The sequence below is a fragment of the Aeromonas sp. XH genome, assembly GCF_033348475.1.
Lineage (GTDB): Bacteria > Pseudomonadota > Gammaproteobacteria > Enterobacterales > Aeromonadaceae > Aeromonas > Aeromonas sanarellii.
Genome location: NZ_CP137630.1, coordinates 1,835,338 through 1,859,007 on the forward strand (window position 1 = coordinate 1,835,338; position 23,670 = coordinate 1,859,007).

General features: G+C 64.7%; 23 protein-coding genes. 14 read left to right on the top strand and 9 right to left on the bottom strand.

The window, feature by feature from the left end:
* Window positions 1-23: 23 nt before the first annotated feature.
* The 5 genes from lolA (at window position 24) to purF (ending at window position 5,853) form a co-directional block, all read left to right on the top strand.
* Complete coding sequence (gene lolA / locus R2B70_RS08585; RefSeq protein WP_042075600.1) at window positions 24-632, top strand: outer membrane lipoprotein chaperone LolA; 609 nt, start codon at window positions 24-26, stop codon at window positions 630-632.
* Between the two features lie 31 nt (window positions 633-663).
* Window positions 664-2,001, top strand: coding sequence for a replication-associated recombination protein A (locus R2B70_RS08590; protein ID WP_318163150.1), 1,338 nt, complete (start codon window positions 664-666; stop codon window positions 1,999-2,001).
* A 343-nt stretch (window positions 2,002-2,344) separates the two neighbouring features.
* Window positions 2,345-3,640 carry a serine--tRNA ligase gene (gene serS, locus R2B70_RS08595; protein ID WP_318163151.1) on the top strand — a complete coding sequence of 432 codons (1,296 nt, stop codon included), beginning with the start codon at window positions 2,345-2,347 and terminating at the stop codon, window positions 3,638-3,640.
* Window positions 3,641-3,822: 182 nt separating this feature from the next.
* On the top strand, window positions 3,823-4,314 hold the full coding sequence (locus R2B70_RS08600; protein WP_042075481.1) for a CvpA family protein: 492 nt from the start codon (window positions 3,823-3,825) through the stop codon (window positions 4,312-4,314).
* Between the two features lie 18 nt (window positions 4,315-4,332).
* A complete protein-coding gene (purF, locus tag R2B70_RS08605; protein ID WP_042075483.1) occupies window positions 4,333-5,853 on the top strand; it encodes an amidophosphoribosyltransferase in 1,521 nt (506 codons plus the stop codon).
* Between the two features lie 102 nt (window positions 5,854-5,955).
* On the opposite strand, the gene R2B70_RS08610 is transcribed toward purF, so the two are convergent.
* The gene (locus R2B70_RS08610) at window positions 5,956-7,386 is read right to left on the bottom strand and encodes a 6-phospho-beta-glucosidase (protein WP_216990132.1); all 1,431 of its coding nucleotides are present in this window, start codon (window positions 7,384-7,386) and stop codon (window positions 5,956-5,958) included.
* Window positions 7,387-7,416: 30 nt separating this feature from the next.
* Window positions 7,417-8,871, bottom strand: a complete 1,455-nt coding sequence (gene ascF / locus R2B70_RS08615) for a PTS cellobiose/arbutin/salicin transporter subunit IIBC (RefSeq protein WP_318163152.1) — start codon at window positions 8,869-8,871, stop codon at window positions 7,417-7,419.
* 255 nt (window positions 8,872-9,126) lie between these two features.
* Between ascF and R2B70_RS08620 the strand changes: the two genes are divergently transcribed.
* The gene (locus R2B70_RS08620; protein ID WP_318163153.1) at window positions 9,127-10,137 is read left to right on the top strand and encodes a LacI family DNA-binding transcriptional regulator; all 1,011 of its coding nucleotides are present in this window, start codon (window positions 9,127-9,129) and stop codon (window positions 10,135-10,137) included.
* Between the two features lie 93 nt (window positions 10,138-10,230).
* Window positions 10,231-10,989 (top strand): tRNA isopentenyl-2-thiomethyl-A-37 hydroxylase MiaE, encoded by a 759-nt coding sequence (gene miaE / locus R2B70_RS08625; protein ID WP_318163154.1) that lies wholly within the window; start codon window positions 10,231-10,233, stop codon window positions 10,987-10,989.
* 131 nt (window positions 10,990-11,120) lie between these two features.
* Here the strand turns inward: miaE and R2B70_RS08630 are convergent, their stop codons facing one another.
* The 7 genes from R2B70_RS08630 to pspF all read right to left on the bottom strand — a co-directional run bounded on the left by R2B70_RS08630 (window position 11,121) and on the right by pspF (window position 18,214).
* Complete coding sequence (locus R2B70_RS08630) at window positions 11,121-11,906, bottom strand: ATP-binding cassette domain-containing protein (protein WP_042075491.1); 786 nt, start codon at window positions 11,904-11,906, stop codon at window positions 11,121-11,123.
* A gap of 136 nt (window positions 11,907-12,042) precedes the next feature.
* Complete coding sequence (locus R2B70_RS08635) at window positions 12,043-13,041, bottom strand: oligopeptide/dipeptide ABC transporter ATP-binding protein (RefSeq protein ID WP_209792020.1); 999 nt, start codon at window positions 13,039-13,041, stop codon at window positions 12,043-12,045.
* Window positions 13,042-13,123: 82 nt separating this feature from the next.
* Complete coding sequence (locus tag R2B70_RS08640) at window positions 13,124-13,252, bottom strand: hypothetical protein (RefSeq protein ID WP_302055598.1); 129 nt, start codon at window positions 13,250-13,252, stop codon at window positions 13,124-13,126.
* Complete coding sequence (locus R2B70_RS08645; protein WP_318163155.1) at window positions 13,252-14,145, bottom strand: ABC transporter permease subunit; 894 nt, start codon at window positions 14,143-14,145, stop codon at window positions 13,252-13,254. The genes R2B70_RS08640 and R2B70_RS08645 overlap by 1 nt, the downstream gene beginning before the upstream one ends.
* A gap of 266 nt (window positions 14,146-14,411) precedes the next feature.
* A complete protein-coding gene (locus R2B70_RS08650; protein ID WP_209792021.1) occupies window positions 14,412-15,371 on the bottom strand; it encodes an ABC transporter permease in 960 nt (319 codons plus the stop codon).
* A 73-nt stretch (window positions 15,372-15,444) separates the two neighbouring features.
* Window positions 15,445-17,040 carry an ABC transporter substrate-binding protein SapA gene (gene sapA, locus R2B70_RS08655; RefSeq protein ID WP_318163334.1) on the bottom strand — a complete coding sequence of 532 codons (1,596 nt, stop codon included), beginning with the start codon at window positions 17,038-17,040 and terminating at the stop codon, window positions 15,445-15,447.
* 127 nt (window positions 17,041-17,167) lie between these two features.
* Window positions 17,168-18,214 carry a phage shock protein operon transcriptional activator gene (gene pspF, locus R2B70_RS08660; RefSeq protein ID WP_318163156.1) on the bottom strand — a complete coding sequence of 349 codons (1,047 nt, stop codon included), beginning with the start codon at window positions 18,212-18,214 and terminating at the stop codon, window positions 17,168-17,170.
* 197 nt (window positions 18,215-18,411) lie between these two features.
* Here pspF and pspA point away from each other — a divergent pair, with 197 nt between their 5' ends.
* The 7 genes from pspA to R2B70_RS08695 all read left to right on the top strand — a co-directional run bounded on the left by pspA (window position 18,412) and on the right by R2B70_RS08695 (window position 23,606).
* Window positions 18,412-19,086: a phage shock protein PspA gene (gene pspA, locus R2B70_RS08665; RefSeq protein WP_042075501.1), complete on the top strand. Its 675-nt coding sequence runs from the start codon at window positions 18,412-18,414 to the stop codon at window positions 19,084-19,086.
* Window positions 19,087-19,089: 3 nt separating this feature from the next.
* Complete coding sequence (gene pspB, locus R2B70_RS08670) at window positions 19,090-19,326, top strand: envelope stress response membrane protein PspB (protein WP_042075503.1); 237 nt, start codon at window positions 19,090-19,092, stop codon at window positions 19,324-19,326.
* Window positions 19,323-19,727, top strand: coding sequence for an envelope stress response membrane protein PspC (gene pspC, locus R2B70_RS08675; RefSeq protein ID WP_042075505.1), 405 nt, complete (start codon window positions 19,323-19,325; stop codon window positions 19,725-19,727). Before pspB ends, pspC begins: the two co-directional genes overlap by 4 nt.
* A gap of 71 nt (window positions 19,728-19,798) precedes the next feature.
* Window positions 19,799-21,205 (top strand): YcjX family protein, encoded by a 1,407-nt coding sequence (locus R2B70_RS08680; RefSeq protein WP_216990137.1) that lies wholly within the window; start codon window positions 19,799-19,801, stop codon window positions 21,203-21,205.
* 30 nt (window positions 21,206-21,235) lie between these two features.
* Window positions 21,236-22,258 (top strand): TIGR01620 family protein, encoded by a 1,023-nt coding sequence (locus R2B70_RS08685; RefSeq protein ID WP_318163157.1) that lies wholly within the window; start codon window positions 21,236-21,238, stop codon window positions 22,256-22,258.
* A gap of 172 nt (window positions 22,259-22,430) precedes the next feature.
* Entirely contained in the window at window positions 22,431-23,225 is a 795-nt protein-coding gene (gene phhA / locus R2B70_RS08690) for a phenylalanine 4-monooxygenase (RefSeq protein ID WP_209792031.1), read from the top strand.
* Window positions 23,226-23,267: 42 nt separating this feature from the next.
* The gene (locus tag R2B70_RS08695) at window positions 23,268-23,606 is read left to right on the top strand and encodes a 4a-hydroxytetrahydrobiopterin dehydratase (protein ID WP_042075512.1); all 339 of its coding nucleotides are present in this window, start codon (window positions 23,268-23,270) and stop codon (window positions 23,604-23,606) included.
* Window positions 23,607-23,670: the final 64 nt, after the last annotated feature.

The window sequence follows — 23,670 nt, forward strand, 5'->3', positions numbered from 1 at the left end:
AGAACGTCTTTATGAAGAGCCTGATGAAAAAACAACTGTTGATGGGTTCCGTGCTGCTGGTCGCCAGCAGCCAGGTGTGGGCCGATACGGCCAGCGATCTCAAGCAGAAGCTGGCAGGGGTGAGCCTGTTCTCCGCCAAGTTTGCCCAGACCGTCTATGACAGCAAGGGCAAGGAGCTGCAAAAGGCGAGCGGCTCCCTGCTGGTGCAGCGACCCAACCGTTTCAACTGGCACACCACCTCCCCGGACGAGAGCCTGATCGTGGCCGACGGCAAGGACGTCTGGGTCTATGATCCCTTCGTCGAGCAGGTGACCGCCCTCAAGATGAAGGACGCCGTGCTCAACACCCCCTTCGTGCTCATCGCCGGCAACGACAATAGCCTCTGGAAGAACTACGACGTGACCCAGGAAGGGGATGTCTACACCGTCACCAGCCGCAGCCAGGACGAACTGATCGCCTCCTTCCGCATCACGTTTGATCGCCAGAACAACATCAGCCGCTTCGACGTGAAGGAGGCCCAGGGGCAGTGGAGCGAATTCACCCTGAGCAACTTCAACCGCAAGCCGGTGCTCAAGGGCAACGAGTTCGTGTTCAAGATCCCCAAGGGGGTCGCGCTGGACGACCAGCGCTGATGACCCGCATCACCCCAAGTGAGCCACGCCGATGAGCAACCTGTCGCTGGACTTTTCCGCTGACTTTCGACCGCTGGCGGCCCGCATGCGGCCGCAGACCCTGGATCAGTACATCGGCCAGCAGCATATCCTGGGGGCCGACAAGCCCCTGCGAAAGGCGATCCTGGCCGGCCACTGCCACTCCATGATCCTCTGGGGGCCGCCCGGCACCGGCAAGACCACGCTGGCGGAGCTGATGGCCCACTACTGCCAGGCGGAGGTGGAGCGCCTCTCCGCCGTCACCTCCGGCATCAAGGAGATCCGCGCCGCCATCGACAAGGCGAAGGAGAACGGCTGGCGCGGGGTGCGCACCATCCTGTTCGTGGACGAGGTGCACCGCTTCAACAAGAGCCAGCAGGATGTCTTCCTGCCCCACATCGAAGACGGCACCATCACCTTCATCGGCGCCACCACCGAAAACCCCTCGTTCGAACTCAACAACGCGCTGCTCTCCCGGGCCCGGGTCTATCTGCTCAAGCGGCTGGAGGAGGAGGACATCCTCGCCATGATCGATCAGGCGCTGACCGATCCCCGCGGCCTCAATGACCCCAGCCTCACTTTTGCCCCCGGGGTGAAGGAGGCGCTGGCAAAAGCCGTGGACGGGGACGGGCGCAAGTCCCTCAACTATCTTGAGCTCCTGGCCGACATGGCCGAGGCCGACGGCCAGGGCCGGCGGCTCATCGACAGTGGCCTGCTCGCCGCCGTGGTGGGGGAGCACGTGGCGCGCTTCGACAAGGGCGGCGATCACTTCTACGACCTCATCTCGGCGGTGCACAAGTCCATCCGTGGTTCGGCGCCGGATGCGGCCCTCTACTGGTATGCCCGCATGGTGAGCGCCGGCTGCGATCCCCTCTACATCGCGCGCCGGCTGCTGGCCATCGCCTCGGAAGACGTGGGCAACGCCGACCCCCGCGCCATGCAGGTGGCGCTCTCGGCCTGGGACTGCTTCCACCGTATCGGGCCGGCTGAAGGGGAGCGAGCCATCGCCCAGGCGATCGTCTACCTCGCCTGCGCGCCCAAGAGCAATGCGGTCTACACCGCCTGGAAGGCGGCGCTGGCGGACGCCAAAAACCTGCCGGACTTCGAGGTGCCGCCGCACCTGCGCAACGCCCCCACCAGGCTGATGAGCGAGCTCGGCTACGGCGCAGAGTACCGCTACGCCCACGACGAGCCGGGGGCCTATGCGGCGGGGGAGGAGTACTTTCCGCCCGAGCTCGCCGGCAAGTACTACTACCAGCCCACCGAACGGGGCCTGGAGAAGCAGATCGGCCAGAAGCTCGACTACCTGCGCGAGCTGGACAGGCAGAGCCCGAAGCGGCGGGAAAAATAGCGGCAAGGCCGGGTTCGGCCCGCCACGAGTGGTCTGCGCCTGGCCGGCCGGACCGATTGTGCGTTAATTGGCCAACCGATTCCATCGGGGTCGCCATCCCTCGGAAAACAGGGCAAAACGACCGCAATAGTCCCTGTTCGGGCGGGGGGGCGGTCTGCTACACTGCCCGTCTGACCCCGCTTGTCTTGGCCTGGTGCCATCTTCTTGATTTCGAAGGCCCCATCTTGCTGGCCCGATGCAAAAGACGACAGGGGTGTGCCAACCGATGTTAACTTCCGGATCTGTTTCCCGGCCCGGTCACGACGACCCGGGCCCAGATCCCATTAAAAAAAGTAGGTAAACCATGCTGGATCCCAAATATCTGCGCAGCGACATCGATGAAGCTGCCGCTCGTCTGGCGACACGTGGCTACGTTCTGGACGTAGCGGCGGTCAACGCTCTGGAAGAGAAACGCAAGGATCTGCAGTCCCGTACCCAGGAGCTGCAGGCCGAGCGCAACGCCCGCTCCAAGTCCATCGGTGAGGCTGCCCGTCGTGGCGAGGATGTGGCCCCGCTCAAGGCCCAGGTGACCAAGATCAACGACGAGCTCGAGACCAGCAAGGTCGAGCTGGACGCCCTGCTGGCCCAGCTCAAGGGGATTGCCGATGCCATCCCCAACCTGCCGAGCGACACCACCCCGGTGGGCCGCGACGAGAACGACAACGTGGAAGTGCGCCGTTGGGGCACCCCGCGCGAGTTCAACTTTCCGGTGCGCGATCACATCGATCTGGGTGAAGCGGCCAAGGGCGTCGACTTCAAGAACGGCGTCAAGCTCTCCGGCGCCCGCTTCGTGGTGATGAAGGGCCAGATTGCCCGCCTGCACCGAGCCCTGGCCCAGTTCATGCTGGACCTGCACACCCTGCAGCACGGCTACACCGAGTGCTACGTGCCCTATCTGGTCAACCCGGACAGCCTGTACGGCACCGGCCAGCTGCCGAAGTTCTCCCAGGATCTGTTCAACACCGGTATCGAAGGGGAAGGGGAAGACGAGGGCAAGATGCGCAAGTTCTCCCTGATCCCGACCTCCGAAGTGCCGCTCACCAACATGGCCCGCGACGAGATCTTCGACGAGCATGAACTGCCCATCAAGATGACTGCCCACAGCCCCTGCTTCCGCTCCGAAGCGGGCTCCTATGGCCGCGACACCCGTGGTCTCATCCGCATGCACCAGTTCGACAAGGTCGAGATGGTGCAGCTGGTGCACCCCGAGAAGTCCTGGGATGCCCTGGAAGAGATGGTGGGCCACGCCGAGAAGGTGCTGCAGCTGCTGGAGCTGCCGTATCGCGTGATGGCGCTCTCTACCGGTGACATGGGCTTCTGCGCCGCCAAGACCTACGATCTGGAAGTCTGGCTGCCGGCCCAGAACACCTACCGCGAGATCTCGTCTGTCTCCAACTGCACCGACTTCCAGGCGCGCCGCATGCAGGCTCGCGTGCGCATCGACGGCAAGCCGCAGCTGATCCACACCCTGAACGGCTCCGGCCTAGCGGTGGGTCGCACCCTGGTGGCGGTGCTGGAGAACTACCAGCAGGAAGATGGCCGCATCGCCATCCCGGCGGCGCTGCAATCCTACATGGGCGGCCTGACCCACATCGGGTAAGCGCTCGTTGCAGACGACAACGCCATGGCTTTGCCATGGCGTTGTGCATTCTGGCGCCGGCCGCGTGAGCGGGGCCCCATCGCCGTCCCGGCACGCCCGTCGTGCGTTTAACACATTTTTATCAAGCATTGCGCAATCGTTTTTGTTAGACTGCGCCGCAATTTCGCAGGACATCTTTTTCTATGGTCTGGATTGATTACGCCATCATGGGCATCGTCGGTTTTTCCGCCCTCATCAGCCTGGTGCGGGGCTTCCTCAAGGAGGCCATGTCCCTCGTCACCTGGTTCGTCGCCTTTTTCATTGCCAGCCGCTTCTATCCCGATCTCGCCGTCTATTTCACCTCCTTCTCCGACGCCATGGTGCGCAACGGCCTCGCCATCGCGGCCCTGTTCGTGGCGACCCTGATCCTCGGCAGCGTGGTCAACTACGTGGTGGGCCTGCTGGTGGAGAAGACGGGGCTCTCCGGGACCGATCGGGTGCTGGGGGTCTGTTTTGGCGCCATTCGCGGGGTGCTGATCGTCAGCGCCCTGCTGTTTTTCATGGATACCTTCACCAGCCTCTCCCAGAGCGACTGGTGGGCGGCGTCCAGGCTGGTTCCCGAGTTCAAGCCGGTGATCCAGTGGTTCTTCGGGTTCATGATGAACTCGTCCAGTTTTCTTCAACAGGTACAGTGACATCGAGGTAGCAAAGACATGTGCGGTATTGTCGGTATAGTTGGCACCACCCCCGTCAATCAGGCCCTCTACGACGCCTTGACGGTGTTGCAGCACAGGGGACAGGATGCCGCCGGGATCGTGACCATTGACAGTGGAAACTTCCGGCAACGCAAGGCCAACGGTCTGGTGAAGGATGTGTTTGAAGTGCGCCACATGCAGCGGCTCAAGGGGAATATCGGCATAGGACACGTCCGTTATCCCACCGCCGGCAGCTCCAGTGCCGCGGAGGCCCAGCCGTTTTACGTGAACTCCCCCTACGGCATGGTGCTGGCCCACAACGGCAACCTCACCAACGCCAAGGAGCTCAAGGAGCAGCAGTTCAAGGTGGCCCGCCGCCACATCAACACCACCTCGGACTCCGAAGTGCTGCTGAACGTGCTGGCCCACGAGCTGGATCTCTGCGACAAGATGGCGCTGCGCCCGGAGGACATCTTCTCGGCGGTGCGCAAGGTGCATCAGCAGATCCGCGGCGCCTACGCCGTGGTTTCCCTGGTGATCGGCCACGGTCTCATCGGGTTCCGCGACCCGAACGGCATCCGCCCGCTGATCCTGGGTCGCCGGGTCGACGAGCAGGGCCAGGTGGAGTACATGCTCGCCTCCGAGAGCGTGGCCCTCGACGCCATCGGTTTCGAGACGGTGCGTGACGTCGCGCCGGGCGAGGCCATCTACATCACCGAGCAGGGCCAGCTCTTCTCCGAGCAGTGCGCGGAGAACCCGCAGATGAGCTCCTGCATCTTCGAGTACGTCTACTTCGCCCGCCCCGACTCCTGCATCGACAAGGTCTCCGTCTATGCCGCCCGCCTCAACATGGGTCGCAAGCTGGGCCAGAAGATCGCCCGGGAGTGGGACGATCTCGACGTGGACGTGGTCATCCCCATCCCCGAGACCTCCTGCGACGTGGCGCTGGAGATCGCCCACACCCTGGGTCTGCCCTATCGTCAGGGCTTCGTGAAGAACCGCTATATCGGCCGTACCTTCATCATGCCGGGCCAGACCCAGCGCAAGAAGTCGGTGCGTCGCAAGCTCAACGCCATCAGCTCCGAATTCAAGGGCAAGAAGGTGCTGCTGGTGGACGACAGCATAGTGCGGGGCACCACCTCGGAGCAGATCATCCAGATGGCCCGCGAGGCGGGGGCAGCCAAGGTCTACTTCGCCTCGGCGGCGCCGGAAATCCGCTTCCCCAACGTCTACGGCATCGACATGCCCACCGCCAACGAGCTGATCGCCCACGGCCGGGAAGTGGAAGAGGTGTGCAAGCTGATCGGCGCCGACGGCCTCATCTTCCAGGATCTGGAAGATCTGGAAGCGGCGGTGCGGGAGATCAACCCCGAGCTGCGCCACTTCGAGACCTCGGTGTTCAACGGCCACTACGTGACCTCGGACGTGGATCAGGGTTATCTGGACCACCTCAATGCCCTGCGCAGCGACGACAACAAGGCGGTGCGCGAGTGGCAGGAAGGGACCAGCAACCTGGAAATTTTCAACGAAGGCAGTTAAACGTTTTCCGCGTCGCGCTGAAACAACACATGGGGGCCCTGGGCCCCCATGTTATTTTCCACTGCATTAGTACATCACCCGGGATGCCCGGGCGATGCGCCATCAGGCCAGATCTTCCCCGTGGCTCGCGATCACCTTCCTGTACCACCAGAACGACTTCTTGCGCCTGCGCGCCAGGGTGCCCCGGCCGGCGTCGTCCCTGTCCACGTGGACGAAGCCGTAGCGCTTGCTCATCTCGCCGGTGGAGGCGGACACGAGATCGATGCAGCCCCAGCTGGTGTAGCCCATGAGGGGGATGCCGTCTTCGATGGCATCCCCCATGGCCTGGATGTGTTCCCGCAGGTAGGCGATGCGGTAGTCGTCCTCGATCTCTCCTTGCTCGTTCACCTCGTCCACGGCCCCCAGGCCGTTCTCCACCAGGAACAGCGGTTTCTGGTAGCGGTCGTGCAGGGTGTTGATGGTGATGCGAAGACCCAGAGGATCGATGCCCCAGCCCCATTCGCTTACCTCGATGTAGGGGTTTTTCAGGGACTTGACTACATTGGCCTCGCTGGTGTTGCCCTGGTTCATGTCGGCGGCGGCGCAGCGGGAGGCGTAGTAGCTGAAGGAGACGAAGTCGACGGTGTGCTGGAGGATCTCGTCGTCACCCGGCTCCTTGACCAGCACCACCCCCTTGTCGCGAAACACGCGAGCCGCATAGGCCGGGTAGGCGCCCCGGGCCTGCACGTCGATGAACAGCAGGTTCTCCCGCTCCTTCTGGAGCGCGGTCCAGACGTCGGCGGGCTTGCAGGAGTAGGGGTAGAAGCTGCCCCCCGCCAGCATGCAGCCCACCTGGTTGGCCGGATTGACCTCGTGGGCAATCCGGGTCGCCAGGGCGCTGGCGATGAGCTCGTGGTGGGCCGCCTGGTACTTCACCTGCTCCTGGTGTTCCCCCTCTTCGAACACCAGCCCGGCCCCGGAGAAGGGGCTGTGCAGCAGGATGTTGATCTCGTTGAAGGTGAGCCAGTACTTCACCAGGCCGTCGAACGCCTCGAAGCAGGTGCGGGCGTAGCGGGTGAAGAAGGTCACCATCTGGCGGTTGCGCCAGGAGCCGTATTCGGTCACCAGGTGCATGGGCACGTCGAAGTGGCACAGGGTCACCAGGGGTTCGATGCCGTGCTTCTTGCACTCCTCGAACAGGGCCCGGTAGAAGGCGATGCCCTCGGCATTGGGCTCCCGCTCGTCCCCCCTGGGGTAGATCCGGCTCCAGGCGATGGAGGTGCGAAACACGGTGAAGCCCATCTCGGCCATCAGGGCGATGTCGTCCTTGTAGCGGTGATAGAAGTCGATGGCCCCGTGGCTCGGGTAGAACTCGTCCTCCCGCAGGGAGAAGCGCTTCTCCTGGCCGAGCTTGACCGCCATGCGGCTCGGGCCGTGGGGGATCATGTCCACCGTGGTCAGGCCCTTGCCCCCCTCGAGATGGGCGCCTTCCGCCTGGTTGGCGGCCAGGGCGCCGCCCCACAGGAAGCCTTCGGGAAATCTTGCTAACGACATTGGTTACCTCTTGTCATGTCTGATAGGGAGTCACGCGCCGGCGGTGGCCTGTGCCTGGCTGGCCGCGACGGGCTGGGGAGCAGCGTTCTCGCCGGGGGCCTCCACCGGGATGTCCTCAAACCCCATCACCAGGGTCAGCACGAAGGAGAGCACCACGGAGAGCGCCATCACGCCGAACACCCAGGCGATGGTCATGGGGTTGGCCGGATCGAAGAACTGCACGCTGGTGAAGAGGCCGGGGGCCGCCATGGAGTGGCTGGCGAGGCCGGCCATGCCGGCGACGGCGCCGCAGATGAAGCCGCTGATGAGGCTGGCGATGAGCGGGCGCTTGAGGCGCAGGGCCACGCCGTAGAGGGCGGGTTCCGAGATCCCCGCCATGATGGCGGAGGCGGCCGCCGCGAGCGCGGTCTGGCGCAGCTCAGGGTTTCGGGTGCGCCAGGCCACCGCCAGGGAGGAGCCGCCAAGGGAGAGGTTGGCACCGATTTCGGAGGGCATCACCATGCCTTCCTTGCCGGTCTCGGCGATGGTCTGGATGATGGTCGGGGTGAAGACGCGGTGCATGCCGGTCATCACCAGCAGCGGCCAGAGTGCCCCCATGATGGCCACCGACAGCCAGCCCAGGTAGTCGTGAACCGTGTAGACCAGGCCCGAGATGGCGGTGCCAATCCAGATGCCGACGGGGCCGATGAAGAGGATGGCGAGCGGCGCGGCGATCAGCACGATCAGCATGGGTTTGAGGAAGTTCTTGGTGACCGCCGGGGTGATGCGGTCGACCCAGCGCTCGATGTAGGAGAGGCACCAGGTCATCACCAGGGCCGGAATGACGGTGTAGGTGTATTTGACCGCGGTCACCGGGACCAGGGCGAAGGTCACCTGCTCCCCTTCGGCGGCTCTGGCCATCAGCTCGATGAAGCTGGGGTGCACCAGCACCCCGGCGATGGCGATGGCCAGGGACATATTGGTCTTGAACTTGACGGCGGCGGAGGCGGCCACCATCAGGGGCAGGAAGAAGAAGGCGCCGTCCCCGGCCACAGTGAGGATGGTGAGGGTCGAGGAGCCTTTCTCCAGCAGGCCCGTCATCTCCAGCACCATGGCCAGCAGCTTGAGCATGGAGCCGCCGATGATGGCCGGGATCAGCGGCGACATGGTGCCGATCAGGGCGTCGAGGATGGCGGCGCCCATGCGTCGCAGGCTCCAGCCACGTGCGGGGTCTGGGGGCGGCGTCTGTCCGCCCTGGGGCAGCAGGGCCAGTACCTCGCGATAGGCGTGGGAGACGGTGTTGCCGATGATCACCTGGCACTGGTTGTCGGCCTGCACCACGCCGAGCACGCCCTGGGTGGCCTTCAGGGAAGGGCCGTTGACCCGGGCGGGGTCGCTGAGCACGAAGCGCAGCCGCGTCATGCAGTGCGTCACGGCGACGACGTTGTCGGCGCCGCCGAGTGCGGTGATGACGGTGCTGGCCAGGGCCGCATAGTTCTTTGACATCGAGGTTGATCCTTTTAACCAAGTGGGCCCGCTCGTGCTCGCCGCAGCTGATGGCGAGCGAGAAGGCATGAAACTGAATGTGGAACCGGTTCCACATAGCATGCGCAGTTTCCTGTCGGGACACAAGACGGCCGCCCCCCCATTGTGCGGATCCGTGAATGGGATCACTGAACCCGGGCCATGGCGCCATTCTTGCTACGACAAGCCGGCGAGGGTGCAGTACACTGCGACCCGTCGAACGCAAGGGGGACAAGAATGACGACGATGCTGGAGGTGGCGAAGCGGGCAGGGGTGTCGAAGGCGACGGTCTCCCGCGTGCTGTCGGGCAATGGTTATACCAGCCAGGAGACCCGGGACAGGGTGTTTCAGGCCATCGAGGAGAGCGGCTATCGTCCCAATCCGGTGGCGAGGCAGCTTGCGACCAAGAATACCCAGACCCTGGGGCTGGTGGTCACCAACACCCTCTACCACGGCGTCTACTTCAGCGAGCTGCTCTCCCATGCGGCACGGATGACGGAGGAGCGGGGGCGGCAGCTCATCCTGGCGGATGGCAAGCACAGCGCCGACGAGGAGCGCCAGGCCATCCAGTACCTGCTCGACTCACGCTGCGACGGCGTCATCATCTATCCGCGTTTTCTCAGCGTCGAGGAGATGGACGAGATCATCGAGCAGCATCCCCAGCCCATCATGGTGCTCAACCGGCGCTTGCCACGTCATCCTGCCCACTGCGTCTATGCGGATCAGCAGGCGGCGGCGGCGGCCGTGGTGGACACGCTGGTGGCCATGGGGCACAGGGAGATCGCCTTCATTGCCGGTTCGGCGGATTCGCCCACCGGCGTCGAGCGTCTGGCCGGCTACCGCGAGGCGCTGATCCGGCACGGCATCCCCGTGCAGGACGCATTGATCGTGCCCGGCAGATGGACACCCGCCTGCGGCGCGGCCGCCGTCTCGACCCTGTTGGCGCGGGGGACCCGTTTCAGCGCCCTGGTGGCCAGCAACGATGACATGGCGATCGGCGCCATCAAACGGCTGCACGAGTCTGGCGTGGCGGTGCCTGATGCAGTCTCGGTCGTGGGGTTTGACGACATCGCCCTGGCTCCCTATGTCATTCCCTCGCTTGCCAGCGTCAAGATGCCGGTGACCGGGATGATCCAGGAGACCATCAGCCGCCTGATCACCATGGTGGAGGAGGGGGGGAGTGACGCACTGCCCTCGTTCAGCGGCACCCTGATCCGCCGTGACTCCCTCAGGCGCCTGACAGGGTGATCATGATGGCGGTGGGCAGGCCCTGCGGGATCCGTTAGCATAGGCGCCCCGGCGTCCCGGCGCCGCGTGTCGTATCAACAGATGAGAGTTCAGATGGATGACTTGTTAGCCCCCGTGCGCCAATTCCTGCATTGCGAGACCCCGGATGAGTGGGTGGAGATGGCGCGGGATCCCGCCCAATTGCCGACCCTGCTCATCGATCACGCCAACTGCGAGAACAAGGCGGCCCTGACCGCCCACAGCCTGGTGCGCCGCTACTGCCTGCCCAAGGAGAAGCGCCACCTGCTGCCCAAGCTCGCGTTTTACCGGGAGCTGGACGCCATCCCCGAGAAGGCGGAGATCCTCGGCAAGCGCACCATGGGCGAGGCCGAGCGCACCGTGTTCGCCGAGCTGGAGCGCAATCCCCTACTGTTCCCCATGGTGCGGCTCATCCAGGAGGAGCTGCACCACTTCGAGCAGGTGCTGGAGATTATGCAGGCCCGCGGCATTCCCTACGGCCCCGTCACCGCCTCCCGCTACGCCCGCAGCCTGCTGGCCCATGTGCGCACCTACGAGCCCGCCGCCGTGGTGGACAAGATGATCATCGGCGCCTATATCGAGGCGCGATCCTGCGAGCGTTTTGCCAGGCTGGCGCCCCATCTGGACGAGGAGCTTGGCCGCTTCTACGTCTCCCTGCTGCGCTCGGAGGCGCGCCACTATCAGGACTATCTGGCCCTAGCGGAGCAGTATGCGGGAGAGGACATCAGCGAGCGAGTCGCCTATTTTGGCCGGATTGAAGCCGAGCTGATCCGTTCGCCGGACTCACAATTCAGGTTCCATAGCGGACTGCCTGTCAGATCTGACAGTTGTTGAGGTGACGGGGGCTGCCTACCATTGCCCTGTTCCTACTACGAGCGACGCAATCACTTTTTTGAGCGCAATACCCGGCCTGCAAGCCGGGTTTTTTTATGTCTGCGCTAGGGGGGAAGGGAGCGCGGCGGGGATCAGCGGCGGTACTCGTTGTTGTAGTTCTGGATGAGGCGCCGGGTCACCTCGTGCTGGGGATCTGCGAACACCTTGAGGGTCTTGCCGCGCTCCACCACCCGGCCCTCGTGCATCACCAGCACCTCGTCGCTGATGTGGCTGACGATGCCCAGATCGTTGGCCACCAGCACATAGCTCAGCCCCATGGTCTCCTGCATCTCCAGCAGCAGGTTGATGATCTGGGAGCGTACCGAGATGTCCAGAGTGGAGAGAGCCTCATCCGCGACCACGATTTTCGGGTTGAGGATCAGCGCCCGCGCCAGCCCCACCCGCTGCTGCTGGCCGGCGGAGAGCATCTGGGGGTAGAAGAGGGCGTGATCCGCCAGCATGCCCACCATGCGCAGGGTCTGGATCACCTTCTCCCGGCGCTCCTCCTCGGTCATCTCGGTGTTGAGGCGCAGCGGCGTCTCCAGGATCTGGCCGACCCGGATCTTGCGGTTGAGCGACGTGTTGGGATCCTGGAAGATCATCCGCAGCAGCTTGCAGCGGGTCTGGTAGTCGCCGTGGACCAGGGGCTGCCCCTCGACGGCGATCTCGCCGCCGCTCGGCTCTATCATGCCCGCTAAAATACGGGCGAGGGTGCTCTTGCCGGAGCCCGCCTCCCCGACGATGGCCAGGGTCTGGCCGACGCCGAGATCGAAGGAGAGCGGCTTGATGGCCTCCACGGCGCGGCGCCTAAACAGGCCGGTACGATTCTGATAGGTCTTGCACAGGCCCCTGACCTGCAGCAGGGCGGGTTCGATCACAGGCTTGGCTCCTCGATGGTGACACTCATGGTAGTGCTCATTTCTTCGATTCTTCCATGTTCAGGGGGACGCGGCAGCTGGGGCATGGATGCCCCTTGGGCTTGTCGGGCGGACATGGGCTGGTGATGACCCCGGCTCATTTCTTCGGCTCTTCCATGTTCAGCGGGAAGTGGCAGCTGAACTGATGCCCCTTCACCTTGCTCATCAGCGGCGTCTGCACGCACTGCTTCTGGGCATAGGGGCAGCGGGGGCCGAGACGGCAGCCGATGGGCAGGTGCTGCAGCGGCGGTATTACCCCGGGCAGGGTCTCGAGCCGGGACTTGTGGCGCACCAGCTTGTCGAAGTCCGGGATGGACTTGAGCAGGGCATCCGTATAGGGGTGGTGGGGGGATTCGAGGATCTGCTCCCGGGTGCCCACCTCCACCATCTGGCCGCAGTACATGATGTTGATGGTGTCGGTCAGGTTCGCGATGGCGGCGATGTCGTTGCTGATGATGAGGATGGTGGTGTTGCCCAGCTTGTTCATCTTGTCCAGCAGACGCAGGATCTGGGAGTGGGTGGTGGACTCCATGGCGCTGGTGGGCTCGTCCGCCACCAGCAGACGCGGCTGGTTGGCGATCGCCATGGCGATCATCACCTTCTGGCACATGCCGTCCGACAGCTCGTGGGGATAGGCCCGCATCACCTTTCGGTGATCCTTGACCCCGACCCGGTGCAAGAGCGCGATGGCCCGCTTCTTGCGCCACTGGAAGCGCTGCCAGAACTTGCCGGCGAAGGCGCTGGTGGGGATGGCCTCCTCGAGCTGGGTGCCGATCTCCTCCGAGGGGTCGAGACAGCTGATGGGGTCCTGGAAGATCATGGCGATCTCCCTGCCCATGATGCGGCGCCGCTCCTTGGGGGCCATGGTCAGCAGGTCCATGTCGTTGAAGCGCATCCGGTCGGCTCGCACCGTCCAGTTGTCCTTCTGGATGCCGACGATCACCTTGGCGACCAGGCTCTTGCCGGAGCCGGATTCCCCCACCAGACCGCGGATCTCCCCCTCGTTCAGGGTCAGGCTGACCCTGTCCACCGCCTTGACCTTGCCCTGGGGGGTGTCAATCTCGATGGTGAGGTTGCGTATGTCGAGCAAGGGCATCAGTGGCGCTCCTCATGAGGGTGTGGCACGGCGCGTTGCATCGGTGTGATGCCGTCCTTGATGGTATAGAGCCGCAGTATCATCAATCGTTCCCCTCTTTGAGCGCTTCGCGGATCCCTTCGCCCACCAGCGGTGGGTTGACCAGCACGCCGTACGGCAATGGGCGGAGAACAAGGGTGAGCATGCCTTTCTTCGGCATAGAACATTGCATCAGTCGTTCCCTTCTTTAAGCGCTTCGCGAATGCCTTCACCCACCAGGTTGGTCACCAGCACGCTGAACAGGATGGCCATGCCCGGCAGGGTCACAGTCCAGGGGGCGAGGTAGATGAGATCGCTGGAGTCGGCCAGCATGGCGCCCCACTCCGGCTGGGGGGACTGGGCCCCGAGACCGAGGAAGCCCACCGCCGAGATGTCGAGGATGGCGGCGGACAGGGTACGGGTGGTCTGGGTCACCAGGGTCTCGACGATGTTCGGCAGTATGGCCAGGCGCATGATCCGCAGGGGCGGCGAGCCGTCGAGGCGGCTGGCTATGATGTACTCCTTCTGCATCTCGGCGTGGACCGCGTTGTAGGTCGCCCGGATGAAGGGGGGAATGAGCGCCAGCGTGATGGCGATCAGGGTGTTGAACAATCCAGGCCCCAGGATGGCCACCACTATGATGGCCAGCAGCAGGGAGGGGATGGAGAGCAGGGTGTCGAGCAGGTGATGGAGCACGCTCGACTTCACCCCCTTGCTCATGCCGCCGAGGATGCCGATGGCCGAGCCGACGACGAGGGCGATCACCACCACCAGCAGGGCGTTGCCGAAGGTGAGGCGGGCGCCCGCGACGAGGCGGGAGAGGATGTCGCGGCCCAGATCGTCGGTGCCGAGGAAGTAGTCGATGTTGCCCGTGCTGGCCCAGGAGGGAGCGAGCAGCAGGCGGTTGCTGTGCTGATCGTCGATGCCGTAGGGGATCACCAGGGGCCCGACGAGGGTGACCAGCAGCAGCAGGCCAAAGCACCAGAGCCCCGCCATGGCCAGCGGGTTGCGCCGGTAGGAGGCCCAGGTCTGCTCCAGGGGGGAGAGGATCCTGAGCTCCGGATAGATGTTCGATTTATCGTGCATGATGCAGGCTCCCGCCCTGGCCGTCAGCGGATTCAGTCTTGTCGTGCATAGCGTTCTTTGCACCGTGCCGGATACCGCATGATGTTGGTGAGCCGTGCGGTGCTGGGCGGGTGGCGCTGGTGCCGAAAAGTGTCATTCGGCTGCTGCGTTCAGTCTTGTCGTGCATAGCGTTCTTTGCGCCGTGCCGGATACCGCATGATGTTGGTGAGCCGTGCGGTGCTGAGCGGGTGGCGCTGGTGCCGAAAGGCGCCATTCGGCTGCTGTGTTCAGTCTTGTCGTGCATAGAGTTCTTTGCGCCGTGCCGGATACATGATGGTGGTCAGCAGCTCGGTGCTGACGCTGATGAAGATGACGAAGCTGGCCACCACCAGGGAGGCGCCGCGGATGGCGGCATAGTCCTGCAGGGCGATGCTGCTCACCAGCCAGCGGCCGATGCCGGGCCAGTCGAACACCACCTCGGTGATCATGGCGGAGGTGAGCACGCTGCCGAGCTGTAGCCCGAGCAGGGGCAGTACGGGTGGCAGGGCATTCTTGAGGCCGTGGCGCCAGACGATCTGGCGACGGGAGAGGCCACGACTCGCCGCCGCCTTGATGTAGTTCTGTTTCATCACGTCGATGAGGGAGCTGCGCACGTGGCGGATCACCTCGGTGGTGGGCACCACGGCCAGCACCAGAGAGGGCAGCACCAGGTGGCGCAGGGCGTCATGCAGCGCCGCTTCCCGCCAGGGCTCCTCGCTCAGCAGCACGTCGACGATGGCGATCCCCGTGATGGAGGGGACGTCGTAGAGCAGGCTGATCTGGCCGGAAGAGGGCAGCCAGCCGAGATCCAGGGAGAAGAACATCACCATCAGCAGGGCCAGCCAGAAGACGGGCACGGCATAGCCGACGAGGCCGGCGGCCATGATGGAGAGATCCAGTCCGCGCCCCTGGTAGAGGGCCGCCAGGGTCCCGAGCGGGATCCCCACCAGCAGCGAGATGGCGAAGGCCGCGAGACAGAGCGCCAGGGTGGCCGGGAAATAGTGGCGGATCTCGTCCAGCACCGGCTGGCCCGAGACGCTGGAGAGGCCGAAGTCCCCCGCGAAGATCCGCAGCAGGAAGTCAGGATAGCCGTGCCAGAAGTCCAGCACCTGGGTGACGAGGCGAAACTCCAGCAGGTAGGCCCCCAGGGTCAGCACCAGCAGGGTGATCACCAGCAGGGTGATGCGGCGCAGAATATAGAAAAACATGCTTATGCCTCCAGGTGCGGCTGCGCCGATGGGCGCAGACGGCCGCCGCCGATGGGATGGGTATCAGTCATCGTCACTCCCGATAGGCCTGGTTGAAGGTGGTGCCCCCGAAGGGCATGAGCCTCAGCCCCTGGATGTCGTTGCGACTCACCTGGGTTCGCAGGGCATGGGCCAGCGGAATGAGCGGCAACTGCTCGTTGAGCAGGGACTGGGCATAGTAATAGTTGCGCAGGCGGAAGGCGAGTTGTGGGGTGGTCACAGCGTCGTCCAGCAGCTGATCGAAGGCGGGGCTGCACCAGCGGCTGTAGTTGTTGCCCCGCTCGACGGCGGCGCAGCTCAGCAACTGGCGGAAGAAGTTGTCCGGATCCGCGTTGTCGGCGATCCAGCCGGAGAGCAGGCTGTCGTACTGCCCCTTGGCGAGCCGGGTCTCGATGACCGGCCAGGCCTGCTGCACTATCTTGAGGCTCACCCCAATCTTGGCGAGATCGCTGCGCATCAGCTGGGCGGTCTTGAGGCCGTCCGGGTTGTAGGGGCGGGCGCCGGGTTGCACCAGCACCTGCATCTCGAAGCCGTTCGGGTAGCCCGCGTCCTTGAGCAACTGGCGAGCGAGCTTGAGATCCTGCTTGCGCTGGGGCAGGGAGGGGTTGTAACCCCAGGAGAGCGGCGGCAACAGGCTGGCGGCGCTCTGGCCCGTCTCGAAATAGACCGCCTGCAGCAGGTTCTGCACGTTGATGGCGCTGGCCAGCGCCTGGCGCACCTGCACCTTGTTGAAGGGCGCCTTGCGGGTGTTGAGGGCGAGGAAGGCGACGTTCATCCCCGACTGCACCGACAGATCCAGGTGGGAGTCCTTGTCGATCACCGACAGCTGGCTGGCGGAGGGGGTGCTCATGACGTCGCACTCGCCGGTCAGCAGCTTGGCGAGTCGCTTGGAGGATTTGGGGGTGATGTCGTAGACGAGCTGCTCCATCCTGGCCTCGCCTCCCCAGTAGCCGGGATGGCGCAGGTAGCGCACGAACTCGTTGTGGCGGTACTCCTTGAAGCTGAAGGGACCGGTGCCGACGGGCCTGCTGTCCAGCAGGTCCGGGGTGCCGGCCTCCTGCATCTGCTGCGCATACTCCGCCGACAGCACGATGGCGTAGTCGCTGGCCAGGGTCGCGAGGAAGGAGGCGTCAGGCCGGCTGAGCTCGAACACCACCTCCCAGGGGTCCTTCTTGTAGACCCGCTTGATGAGGCTGCTGAGCCCCAGCCCGTAGAAATAGGGGTACTCGCCGCCGGAGACGTGATGGAAGGGGTGCTGCTCGTCCAGCAGGCGCTGCCAGGTGAACAGGACGTCATCGGCGTTGAAGTGGCGTGTCGGATTGAACCAGGGGGTGTGGTGGAAGGTCACCCCCTTGCGCAGGGTCAGGGTATAGGAGAGGCCGTCCTCGCTCACCCGCCAGCGGGTGGCGAGCCCCCCCTCGATGTCCAGGGTGTTGGCATTGACCTCGAGCAGGCGATCGTAGAGGGGGCGGGCACTGGCATCCAGGGTCGCATCCGAGTTGGCCAGTTGCGGGTTGAAGGTCCGGGGAGCCCCTTCGGCGCAATAGATGAGCCCGGTTTTGGAGGCCTCATCGCGTTTTTGACAGCCGCCGACCAGTACCAGGACACCGAGCAGCAGGGGGGTGAGCATTCTCATGTTGGAACCATGTTGTCAGACAAAGTTGCCCGCCATGGGGCGGGCGCGTTGCGGGAGCCTGCCGTGCGGGCACTCCCATCGGGGTTGGCGTGCGTCGCGCTGTGCAGTCCACACTTGGGCATCAGCCCAGCTCCAGGTTGCCACTGTTGTCATCCCCGTCGAGCAGCTGGTATTTGCGCAGCATGCCCCTGAACTGGTGGTAGCTCAGGGCCAGCAACTGGGCCGCTTTGCGCTGATTATACTGGGATTGCTGCATCGCTTGCTTGAGTAAATTAATCTCGTATTCCGCCACCGCCCCCTTGAGATCCAGCGGCAGGTTCGGGGCATAGGCACCGTTTACCTGTGTCGGCTCGGGGGTTGCGGCCACGGTCTTGCCGGTGGCATTGGGGCGCCAGGGGGAGTCAAAGGGGTTGAGCACCAGCTCCGCCAGCGGCAACTGGGGGTTGCCCTGGCGATAGAGGCTGCGCTCCACCACGTTCTTCAGCTCCCGCACGTTGCCGGGCCAGGGGTAGTCCAGCAGCAACTGGGCCACCTTGCGCGAGAAGCCGGCAAACAGCGGATAGCCCAGCTCCCGGGTCATGCCGTGGGCGAAGTGCTCCGCCAGCATCAGGATGTCCTCGCGCCGCTCCCGCAGCGGGGGCAGGGTGATGACGTCGAAGGCGAGCCGGTCCAGCAGATCGTGGCGAAACTGCCCCTTGTCGGCCAGCGCCGGCAGATCCTCGTTGGTGGCGCACACCAGCCGCACGTCCACCTTGAGCGCCTTGGCGCCACCCACCCGCTCGAACTCCCCGTACTCGATGACCCGCAGCAGCTTCTCCTGCACCCGGGCGCTGGTGGTTGCCAGCTCGTCGAGGAAGAGGGTGCCGCCGTCGGCCCGCTCGAAGCGGCCCTGATGGCGCTTGGCGGCGCCGGTGAAGGAGCCCGCCTCGTGGCCGAACAGCTCGGTCTCCAGCAGGCTCTCGCTCAAGGTGGCGCAGTTGATGGTGACAAAGCTTTGATCCCAGCGATCCGAGAGATAATGTAGGCGGTGGGCGATGAGCTCCTTGCCGGTCCCCCGCTCGCCGATGATCAGCACGGGCTTGCGCAGGGGCGCGAGGCGCGAGGCCTGCTCGATGATTTCTAGAAACGCGTTGGATTCACCCAACAGACTTTCCGTGGCCGTGGTCATCCCTGCCCCTGTATCGTTGAAAAATCTGGTTAATCTTACCAAAAGTTGGTTATTTTAATCATCTCTTGTTTCTGGGGCACTTGAATGTCAACGGGAGTGCCCATATAAATCAACAAGTTAATAATTGTTCCAGATTGGCACACAAGTTGCCATTGTCAATGGAGAAACAACCCGATGCCTATCACAGGAGTACAATCATGAGCATTTTTTCCCGCCTGGCCGACATCATCAATTCCAATCTGACGTCCCTGCTCGACAAGGCGGAAGATCCCCAGAAGATGGTGCGCCTGATCATCCAGGAGATGGAAGATGAACTGGTGAAGGAGCGCTCCAACCTGGCCCGCTTCCTCGCCAACCAGAAAGAGATCGGCCGCCAGGTGAGCCGCCATCAGGAGCGGGTCGCCGAGTGGCAGGGCAAGGCGGAGCTGGCCCTGACCAAGGGGCGCGAGGATCTGGCCCGGGCCGCCCTCATCGAGAAGAGCAAGCAGACCGAGCTCGCCGACACCCTCGAACGGGAGCTGCAGGCGGTGAACAGCGGCATCGACAAGCTGGGGGAGGAGATCCGCCAGCTGGAAGCCAAGCTGGAAGACGCCCGTGCCCGCCAGAAGGCGATGGCCATTCGCAGCGAAGCGGCCAGCAGCCGCCTCAACGTCCAGAGCCAGGTGGCCCGTGGCGGCAGCCAGTCCGTGGTCAGCAAGTTCGAGCGCATGGAGCGCCGCATCGACGAGATGGAGGCCCGCGCCGATCTGGGCCAGTCCGACAAGGCGCTCGCCCAGCAGTTTGCCGAGCTGGAAGCCGACGATCAGATCAGCCGCGAGCTCGAGGCCATGCGCCAGAAACTCGGTCAGAGCGACAGCAAACAGGGGGAGTAACAGATGGAAGATCTGCTGGGTGTGTTGATGGTTCCCATGGTGGTCTTCATGGTGGTGGTGGCCCCCATCTGGCTGGTGCTGCACTACCGCGCCAAGGGGCGGATCGGTGCAGGCCTTGCCGACAGCGAGCGGGAACAGTTGCAGGGGTTATTGGCCCGTGCCGAGAAGATGCAGGAGCGGGTCGGGGCGTTGGAGTCGATTCTGGACGCTGAAGTCCCGGGCTGGAGGAGCAGGGTATGACACAGTGGAGCAGAGAGAAACGCAATCTCTATCGTGACCCCCAGCGGGGCAAGATAGCGGGCGTCTGTGCCGGTCTTGCCGACTACTTCGGCGTCGAGACCTGGATAGTGCGGCTGCTGGCTATCAGCGGCCTCATCTTCGCCGGTTTCATCACCTTCACCGCCTACATCGCCGCCTGGTTCCTGCTCGACAAGAAGCCGGTCACCCTCTACGGGGAGCAGGAGGAGGAGTTTGCCGAGGTGCGCATGAAGGCGCGCAGCTGGCAGGCGGGGATCACCCCCCATCAGGCCCTGGGCCGCATCGCCCGTGAGCTCGACAGCCTGGAGCCCAGGGTGCAGCGCCTCGAGAAGCTGGTGACCTCCAAGGAGTTCACCCTGCAGCGGGAGTTCAGCAAGCTGTAATGCCCTGGGCCCGAGGGTGATGCCTCGCGGCCCCTGCGCCCGACCTGACAACAAGGAGGCAAAGACCCGCCTTGATACGCAACAAACTCGAACACTCTTGGTCCGTGCTGCAGCACAAGGCCTTCGAGGTGGTGAACCGGGCCCGGGATCGCCACATCCGGCTGGCGGTCACCGGCCTCTCCCGCAGCGGCAAGACCGCCTTCATCACGGCGCTGGTGAACCAGCTGGAGCACGCGGCCATCGACGGCCGGCTGCCGCTCTGGGATGCCCAGCGCCAGGGGCGGATCCTGGGGGCCCGCCGGGTGCCCCAGCAAAACGCCCACATCCCCACCTTTCCCTACGAGCGGGGCCTGGACGCCCTGTTTGGCGAGCCGCCCGCCTGGCCGGAGCCCACCCGCGGGGTGGCCGAGGTGCGCCTCGAGATCCGCTATCGCACCCGCCACCCGGTGCGTCGGCACCTGGGGGAGATCTCCACCCTCTATGTGGATCTGGTGGACTACCCGGGGGAGTGGCTGCTGGACTTGCCGCTGCTGGAGCTCGACTACGAGCAGTGGAGCGAGCAGGTGCGGGAGCAACTGCGCCGCCCCGAGCTGCAGGCCCTGGCCTCGGGCTGGCTGACGCCCGGCTGGCAGGCGGATCAGCCCTTAGAGGAGCGAGCGGCCAGCGAGCTGGCGGCCCGCTACACCGACTATCTGCATGCCTGCAAGCGGGAGCTCGGGTTGCACCTCATCCAGCCGGGGCGCTTCGTGCTGCCGGGGGAGTATGCCGGTGCGCCGCTGCTGCAGTTCGTGCCCTGGGTCTGGGATGCCCCGGCCCGGACCCCGGCCGACGGCACCCTCTACGCCACCTTCAAGCAGCGCTTCGAGCAGTACAAGCAGCACCTGGTGCAGGGCTTCTACGAGCAGCACTTCGCGGGCTTTGATCGCCAGATCGTGCTGGTGGACTGCCTGCAACCTCTGAATGCCGGCGCCGCCAGCTTCGGCGACATGCAGCAGGCCATCGCCCGCATCATGGAGAGCTTCGCCTATGGCAAGAGCAACTGGTGGCGGCGGCTGTTTGCCCCGCGCATCGACAAGTTGCTGTTCGTGGCGAGCAAGGCGGATCACGTCACCCCGGAGCAGCACGCTCCCCTAGTCTCCCTCTTGCAGCACCTGGTGAGTCGTGGCCGGGGTCAGGCCCGCTTCGAGGGGATAGAGACCGAGTGTCTGGCGCTCGCCGCCATCAAGGCCACCGAGGTCGGCAAGGGGATGGCCAATGGCCGCGAGTTCCCGGCCATTCGCGGCACTAGCCTCGCCGGCGAGCCGCTGCTCGTCTTCCCGGGGGAGGTGCCCTCCCAGATACCGCCGGCCCAGTGGTGGCACACCCAGGGCTTCGATTTCCAGGCATTTCGCCCGCTGCCCATGAGCGCCCATCAGGCGCTGCCCCATATCCGGCTCGACGCGGCGCTGGAGTTTCTGCTCGGGGATCACCTCGAATAACCGGCATCGTCCGAAGGAGCAGACAACAAGATGAACGATCAGATCAAACCGGCACCGCTGCAAGGCAAGGTGATCCTGGAACCCGCCCTGGCGGCGCAGGAAGAGCGGCCACCGGCTCCCGCCCAGCGCCTGGAGGAGGCGAGCTTCGAGCGTCTCGAGGCGCTGGACGAACTCACCGAGGTCGAGCCCGCCCTCACCCCCAGGCCGCGCCGCCACCGCCTGCTGGCCTGGGGGCTGGGGGCGGTCGGTCTGCTCTCCCTGGGTCAGTTCGGCGTCTTCCTCGTCGATCAGTTTGCCTCGTCGCCGTTCTGGGGCGGCGCCTGGCTGCTCGCCAGCGGCCTAGTGGCGGTGGGCACGGCCGGCGTGGCAGGGCGCGAATGGCTGCGTCTGCGCACCCTTAAAAAACGCCAGGACGTGCGCTCGCGGGCCGAAGACCTGCTCGCACATCAGGGTGTCGGGCAGGGGCAGGCGTTCTGCGAGCAGCTGGCCGAGCGCAGTGGTGACAAGGGGCGGGAGGGGTATCGCACCTGGCTCGCCCAGCTCGACGAGAGCCACAGCGATCGGGAGGTGTTGACCCTCTACAGCCAGCTGGTGCTGACCGAGCGGGACAGGCTGGCCCAGGCCAGGGTGGCGAAATGGTCGGGGGAGGCCGCCGTGCTGGTGGCCCTGAGCCCGCTCGCCACCGTCGACATGATGCTGATGCTGTGGCGCAACCTGCGGATGATAGAGGACATCGCCGACGTCTACGCCATCGAGCTCGGCTACTGGAGCCGCATTTGCCTCATTCGCCAGGTGTTTCGCAACATGCTCTATGCGGGCGCCACCGAGCTGGTGACCGAGGTGGGCATGGACTTGCTGGGCGCCGAGCTCACCGCCAAGCTCTCCGCCCGCGCGGCGCAGGGGGTGGGGGCAGGGCTGCTCACCGCCCGTCTGGGCCTGCGCACCATGGAGGCGTGCCGCCCGCTGCCCTGGTGCGCGGATGAGAAGCCGAAGTTGGGCGAGCTGCGCAAGCGGCTGATCGGCCAGCTGGCGGGCTACCTCAACAAGGGGTGAGTGGCGGGCCAGGGGTCGATTGTGGTTGTCACAAATTATTTACAAATGTCTGCGGCAGCCGACCCTTGGGTCGGCTGCTTTTTTGGGGGGCAAACCGTTACCATGATCCCATGGCTCGCAGGCGAGTCACCGCCCGAAGGGCGGGGTCGGCACCCAGAGGATGGAAGCATTCATGGCAAGTCTCTACACGGCGCATCAACCGGATGCACAGGGCAGGGTCCACTACACGGACGAGGAGCATGGCACCTGGCAGATCCTGATCGAACGCCAGCTCGCGGCGCTGGAGGGCAAGGCCTGTGACGAATACCGGGCAGGGTTGGCGCGACTCGCGTTGCCCCGGGATCGCATCCCGCAGCTGGGCGAGATCAACGCCGCCCTGACCCCAGCCACCGGCTGGTCGGTGACTGCGGTGCCCGCGCTCATCTCCTTCGACCGCTTCTTCGCCCTGCTGGCGGATCGCCAGTTTCCGGTGGCCACCTTCATCCGGCGCCGGGACGAGCTCGACTACCTGCAGGAGCCCGACATCTTTCATGAGATCTTCGGCCACTGCGCCATGCTGACCAACCCGGCCTTCGCCCATTTCACCCACCTCTATGGCCGGCTCGGGCTCGGTGCCAGCAAGGAGGAGCGGGTCTTTCTGGCTCGGCTCTACTGGTTTACGGTGGAGTTCGGGCTCTTGCAGGGGGGCGAGGGGCTGCGTATCTACGGCGGCGGTATCCTCTCCTCCATCGGCGAGACCGCCTACGCGCTTTCCGGCAAACCCGAGCTGCAACCCTTCGATCTGCTGGAAATTCTGCGAACCCCCTATCGCATCGACATCATGCAACCCGTCTATTTCGTGCTGCCGAGCCTGGATACCCTCTACCGTCTGGCACCCCAGGCCATCATGGACGCCGTCGCCCAGGCCCGTCGCCTCGGCCTGCGTCCGCCCCGCTTTGCGCCCGTTTCCGGCAAGCAGGCGAGCTAACCCGTTTCCATCCCCACGATGCAGTAATGAAAGGAGTCCCGAATGTCTGAACTGGCGAGTCAACGATGCGAGGCGTGCCGCGCCGACGCCCCCAAGGTGAGCGACGAGGAGCTGGGCGAGTTGATGCACCTCATCCCCGACTGGCAGCCCCTGGTGGTCAACGGCGAGCTGCAGCTGAGGCGCGAATTCGTGTTTCGCAACTTCAAGGAGGCGCTGGCCTTCACCAATCGGCTCGGCGAGCTGGCGGAGGCGGAGTTTCACCACCCGGCGATCCTGACGGAGTGGGGCAGGGTGACCGTCAGCTGGTGGACCCACAAGATAGGTGGGCTGCATCGCAACGACTTCATCATGGCGGCACGTACCGACGAGCTGCTGAAGTAATCGTCGCCAAAACACGGCACAAGATGGGCCTGCCCGGTGAAAACGGGGCGGGCCCGCATTTTTA

Coding starts and splice junctions, on each gene's coding strand:
- pspF (WP_318163156.1), bottom strand. CDS start 18,214: ATGACCACGGCCACGGAAAGTCTGTTGGGTGAATCCAACGCGTTTCTA.
- R2B70_RS08640 (WP_302055598.1), bottom strand. CDS start 13,252: ATGCAATGTTCTATGCCGAAGAAAGGCATGCTCACCCTTGTTCTCCGC.
- R2B70_RS08645 (WP_318163155.1), bottom strand. CDS start 14,145: ATGCACGATAAATCGAACATCTATCCGGAGCTCAGGATCCTCTCCCCC.
- R2B70_RS08600 (WP_042075481.1), top strand. CDS start 3,823: ATGGTCTGGATTGATTACGCCATCATGGGCATCGTCGGTTTTTCCGCC.
- ascF (WP_318163152.1), bottom strand. CDS start 8,871: ATGTCAAAGAACTATGCGGCCCTGGCCAGCACCGTCATCACCGCACTC.
- R2B70_RS08685 (WP_318163157.1), top strand. CDS start 21,236: ATGAACGATCAGATCAAACCGGCACCGCTGCAAGGCAAGGTGATCCTG.
- R2B70_RS08695 (WP_042075512.1), top strand. CDS start 23,268: ATGTCTGAACTGGCGAGTCAACGATGCGAGGCGTGCCGCGCCGACGCC.
- miaE (WP_318163154.1), top strand. CDS start 10,231: ATGGATGACTTGTTAGCCCCCGTGCGCCAATTCCTGCATTGCGAGACC.
- R2B70_RS08590 (WP_318163150.1), top strand. CDS start 664: ATGAGCAACCTGTCGCTGGACTTTTCCGCTGACTTTCGACCGCTGGCG.
- phhA (WP_209792031.1), top strand. CDS start 22,431: ATGGCAAGTCTCTACACGGCGCATCAACCGGATGCACAGGGCAGGGTC.
- R2B70_RS08610 (WP_216990132.1), bottom strand. CDS start 7,386: ATGTCGTTAGCAAGATTTCCCGAAGGCTTCCTGTGGGGCGGCGCCCTG.
- pspB (WP_042075503.1), top strand. CDS start 19,090: ATGGAAGATCTGCTGGGTGTGTTGATGGTTCCCATGGTGGTCTTCATG.
- pspA (WP_042075501.1), top strand. CDS start 18,412: ATGAGCATTTTTTCCCGCCTGGCCGACATCATCAATTCCAATCTGACG.
- lolA (WP_042075600.1), top strand. CDS start 24: ATGAAAAAACAACTGTTGATGGGTTCCGTGCTGCTGGTCGCCAGCAGC.
- R2B70_RS08635 (WP_209792020.1), bottom strand. CDS start 13,041: ATGCCCTTGCTCGACATACGCAACCTCACCATCGAGATTGACACCCCC.
- R2B70_RS08620 (WP_318163153.1), top strand. CDS start 9,127: ATGACGACGATGCTGGAGGTGGCGAAGCGGGCAGGGGTGTCGAAGGCG.
- serS (WP_318163151.1), top strand. CDS start 2,345: ATGCTGGATCCCAAATATCTGCGCAGCGACATCGATGAAGCTGCCGCT.
- R2B70_RS08650 (WP_209792021.1), bottom strand. CDS start 15,371: ATGTTTTTCTATATTCTGCGCCGCATCACCCTGCTGGTGATCACCCTG.
- purF (WP_042075483.1), top strand. CDS start 4,333: ATGTGCGGTATTGTCGGTATAGTTGGCACCACCCCCGTCAATCAGGCC.
- sapA (WP_318163334.1), bottom strand. CDS start 17,040: ATGCTCACCCCCCTGCTGCTCGGTGTCCTGGTACTGGTCGGCGGCTGT.
- pspC (WP_042075505.1), top strand. CDS start 19,323: ATGACACAGTGGAGCAGAGAGAAACGCAATCTCTATCGTGACCCCCAG.